This is a genomic window from Aquabacterium sp. A08, from assembly GCF_011742065.1.
The window spans coordinates 1-254 of the sequence record NZ_JAAQQT010000498.1; the positions used below are offsets into that span (position 1 = coordinate 1).

Consider the following 254-nt stretch of genomic DNA (forward strand, 5'->3'; position numbering starts at 1 on the left):
AGCAGGCGCAGCGCACGCGCGACCAGCACGCGGTTGATGTGCGGGTTGACCTGGGTGAAGTCGGTCGGCTTGAACGGCATCTCGATGCCGAAATCTGGCAGCGCGTAGGCCAGCTGCACCGGGGCGGGCTCGGTATCGAGCAGGTGCACCGTGTCCGGCCCCTTGGGCTGCAGCCACCACTGGATCACCTGGCCATGCGCGCTGTGGCGCAGCGCGAACTCGCGCAGGCGGTGGAGGTCGGCGGCCGACAGCGG

1 pseudogene is annotated in these 254 nt (G+C 70.1%); it reads right to left on the reverse strand.

The features are described 5' to 3' along the window. Window positions 1–254: pseudogene (locus tag HA630_RS02845) on the reverse strand (23S rRNA (uracil(1939)-C(5))-methyltransferase); the annotation flags it as partial.